At 48.5% G+C, this 4,187-nt stretch carries 1 protein-coding gene and 1 pseudogene; both read right to left on the bottom strand.

Annotated features, from left to right (window positions below):
- Positions 1–92: 92 nt before the first annotated feature.
- Positions 93–1,256 (bottom strand): annotated as a pseudogene (locus AB5062_RS22400) (nucleotide sugar dehydrogenase); the annotation flags it as partial.
- 576 nt (positions 1,257–1,832) lie between these two features.
- A complete protein-coding gene (locus tag AB5062_RS22395) occupies positions 1,833–4,100 on the bottom strand; it encodes a DEAD/DEAH box helicase (RefSeq protein WP_229100925.1) in 2,268 nt (755 codons plus the stop codon).
- Positions 4,101–4,187 lie beyond the last annotated feature (87 nt).

Here is a 4,187-nt window from a genome sequence, read left to right as displayed (position 1 = left end):
CTATACATAAATTCTAAAATTTTTGTTCGCAGCGAAGATAGAGATTTCAATTATGAGCCAATTTTTGACTGCTTACTGGCGATAATCGCCTAGCTTTGCGCTTTGAAAGCGTTCAAGTCATTTACCACTTTACTACCGAAAAAAGTACTGCCATCCTGTAAAGTAGGTTCGTAGATAATCACCTCTGCACCTTTTGCCTTTACCCGCTTCATCACACCTTGTATGGAGGATTGGCGGAAATTATCGCTGTTCGACTTCATCGTCAGGCGATAAACGTCGATAGTACACTTGCGCTCCTCGTTGGGGCTGAAATCGCCACGGTTGTAATAATTGTAATATCCGGCTTTGGTCAGCACACGGTCGGCAATGAAGTCTTTTCTTGTACGGTTGCTTTCCACAATCGCCTGAATCAGGTTTTCGGGCACGTCGGCATAGTTTGCCAGGAGTTGCTTGGTGTCCTTGGGCAGGCAATAACCGCCGTAATCGAAGCTGGGATTGTTGTAATGCGTGCCGATGCGCGGGTCGAGGCAGACGCCGTTGATGATGGCTTGGGTGTCCAGCCCTTTCATCTCGGCATAGGTGTCAAGTTCGTTGAAGTAGCTGACACGCAAGGCCAGGTAGGTGTTGGCAAAGAGCTTCACCGCTTCGGCTTCGGTCAGACCCATGAAGAGGGTGTCGATGTTTTCCTTTATCGCCCCTTCCTGCAAGAGTGCGGCAAAGGTGCGGGCAGCTTCGTCCAAACGGGTGTTGCCTTCGGGACGTCCTACGATGATGCGGCTGGGATAAAGGTTGTCGTACAATGCCTTGCTTTCGCGCAGGAATTCGGGCGAGAAGATGACGTTCTCCGTGTCTAATTTCCTGCGCACACTTTCCGTGTAGCCCACAGGAATGGTACTTTTAATCACCATAACGGCACAAGGATTGACGCTCTTCACCAACTCAATGACTTCTTCTACATGGCTGGTGTCGAAGTAGTTCTTCACCGGGTCGTAGTTCGTCGGTGCGGCAATGACCACAAAGTCTGCGTCGGCATATGCCTTCGCTCCATCTAAGGTGGCAGTCAGGTTCAATTCTTTTTCAGTAAGATACTTCTCAATGTATTTGTCCTGTATGGGCGATTTACGCCGATTTATCAGTTCTACCTTTTCAGGAATCACATCAACAGCCGTCACTTGATGATGTTATGCCAGCAGTGTGGCAATGGAAAGTCCTACGTAACCGGTTCCGGCTACGGCTATTTTTATATTCTTATCCATGATTATTATTTTATTTGTCTTTTCATGTGACCAATTGTATTTTCTCCGTCTTTTACTACAAGCATCCTCTCATGAATTTGCACTGAGAAACCATAAAAGGCCGTTTTTCCCGTATTAATGAAAGAAACTGGGAATGACATAATAAAGGTCTTTGTTTACAATATAACCGTCTACCGCTACTTCTATTTCAGAACTGCCTTTCATATATTCTTTAATTGTCGGAAGCTATAAAGACTGTGACCACGGCTGTTGCAAATGACCAGAATTTGTGGAAAAGCAGTTCTGAAAATATCTTTTTCATCATTCGATACATATTCATTATTCAAGTTGATAATTCATTCACCGGCATTGCCATCCCATTCAATCATCTCGATGTCTTTTCCACAAGTTTTATTCCGTTTCTTTGGACAATTGCCCGTGGTGTGGGGTAGGAGTATGTTACTAAACATATGACCATTTTTACTGGTTATGATTCACTACAATTTTTAATTCGTCGTGTGAAACCGGGCGTTTACAGCGAATTTGTCGCAACTGTTTAAAATGATAAATTTACAAACGGAACTAGCGAACCACCCTTTATGGCAGCTTCACTACTACCTTGTTTCCGGATACCTTTGTTCCTGTGACATCGCCTTTCATGCTGATTTCTATATCAGAGTATTGCGGTTCAATCATCATTGTGCCGTCAATGGCAATGACACCCCACTGGCTGTAATTCTTCTCCACGGCGCAATACCTGCCTATGGGAGGCCTGACATTGCGGTATATCGGAGGAATGGTGATACGCTCACCGACTTTCAGCCCCCATTTCATCCCTGAACGGAACGGAACAGCCTCGCCCGACTTTTCCAGAAGTTGCCGCCTCTTTTCCATTTTCTCGGATTCCGCCATATTCCGTATCTCCCTCGCACGCTTTGCCAGTCGCTCCATCGCGGCCAAACATTTCTCTCCCTCCTCTGCCGGGAAGTGACATCCGATGTATTTTTTTTCCCCACAGTCTGTCACATGATAGTATTTCCCTCCGATGTCCGTCACGATGATGCTTCCATCCGCCAACCATCGGCGTATCCAATAGTAACTGTCATGATCACCACCGAGGAGACAGGCATATCCCCATGGAAAACCAGCCATATGCGGATCGTCAATATAGCATTGGACGGAAGCATTGTAATCAAAAATCGCCACATAGAACTTGTGGTCATAAATATAGCCGCCGCTCAGGTTCAGTTTGCTTGCATACAGATTTTTTGTACGGCTGTAATACATGCGACCGACTTTCAACATCTCCACATCCCCGAAACGCTTCACCTCAGGTTTTTCCCTGTATGACCGCAGGTTGTAAAGATCTATATAATCAGACCTGCCGTTCGGTTTCTGCACGGTCAGGAAATTGTTTCTCATGAATTTCATGGACTGGCAATACCCTTCCTTCCTTATAATCTCACCACAGGCGTTTACCAGTCCGCAGTTCTTGTCCGAGAGCCTCACCGCTGCCATGTCATGCCGGATATCGAAGACTGTGACGAATACCGGGGCCGTAATCTTATTTCTTCCCCGGCATAGCCCCCATAACCCGCTGTTCTTGTCGTGCCATGCTCTAAGTTCCGGCCTCTTGCAGGGATTAGGAGTTTTTTGCAAAGCTATAGCGGAAAGCAGCCTGTCATGGGAAACGATCATTTCCATACCGAAGTCCTGACATAGATCTTCCGCGGTGACAGTTTCCGGACTTGTTCCGTTTCCATGCCGGATGGTCCGTATTCCCCTTCCAGCCATATCCCCACGGAACATCGCTTCCCAGTCCCATGCCATGGTGGGCAGACCGAACACACGGTAAAGCCCCACGTTGTCTATCAGCACACATGTTTCCTTACCGGTTGATTTTCTCAGTCCGCGCCCGGCCTGTTGCAGATATTTGGCCAGTGAGAGTGTCGGGCGTGCCATCTGCACGAACTCCACATCGGGGCAGTCAAATCCCTCGCTGAAAACGTCCACATTTACCAGTACCTTTATTCTGCCTGTCTTGAAATCCTTCACCATCCGTCCGCGTTCAGCAGCCGGTGTGTGACTGTCTATGGCTGCGGCGTCCAGTCCTTTTCCACTGTAATACGCCGCGATGTTCCGCGCATGGTCGATACTGACGGCATAGACGATCCCCTTCTTCCCGTCCGCATACTCCAGAACGCTCCGATACAACTGATCGATGCTTGTGTGACGGTTCAGTACGTCATTCATCTCCCTTACCTGGTAATCACCATCTGCACCGCGTTTCTCCAGCGAGTCTATCAACCGTTGCTCCCTGCTGTTTGCACGTATCGAGACATAATCAAATGACGACAGCCACCCTTTCCTTATAAACTCCGCCACACTCCATGAGCATACCAGCGAGTCGAAAAGGTCCGTGAACCCGGTGCGTCCCATCCGGCAGGGAGTAGCGGTAAGTCCGAGAAATTTTGCTTCCGGACACCAGTTCCACAGCATCCGGTAAGTCCTTGCCTGCGCATGATGCGCCTCGTCGATGATGACCAGTTCCGGTTTTTCCACCACATCATCGTAATGCCGTGTTAGCCATTGTATGGACATCACCCTGACGCACCCGTCAGTCAGACTTGTCCCGTATTTTGCAACGGTCTTTTCTATCTGCTCCACAAGCTCCCTGCGGTGTGCGACGATCCAGACCGTCCTCTTTCCATCAGTGAGAAAACTGCTTACCACCGCCGCCAATACATGGGTCTTGCCGGTACCTGTAGGCATCTGCACCATCACGCTGCGGTGCGTCCGCCATTCCTCCGAGAGACGCTGTATAATATCTTCCTGATAGTAATGCAGACATACGGTTTTTGCCATATCGTTTTCGATTAAAGCTCCGGGAACAAGCGCTCTCGTTCCCGGAGCTCCCCCTGCACTTTTCACAAAGGACAAGGGTTCTGATCT

The organism is Phocaeicola sp. RTP21359st1_B8_RTP21360_211022, assembly GCF_040911965.1.
GTDB classification, from domain to species: Bacteria; Bacteroidota; Bacteroidia; order Bacteroidales; family Bacteroidaceae; genus Phocaeicola; species Phocaeicola vulgatus.
The sequence above is the reverse complement of the archived record's forward strand: the minus strand, read 5'-3'. Positions and strand labels throughout refer to the sequence as shown.

Excerpts from the sequence above, each read along its gene's own strand:
- AB5062_RS22395 (WP_229100925.1), bottom strand. The coding sequence starts at position 4,100 with ATGGCAAAAACCGTATGTCTGCATTACTATCAGGAAGATATTATACAG.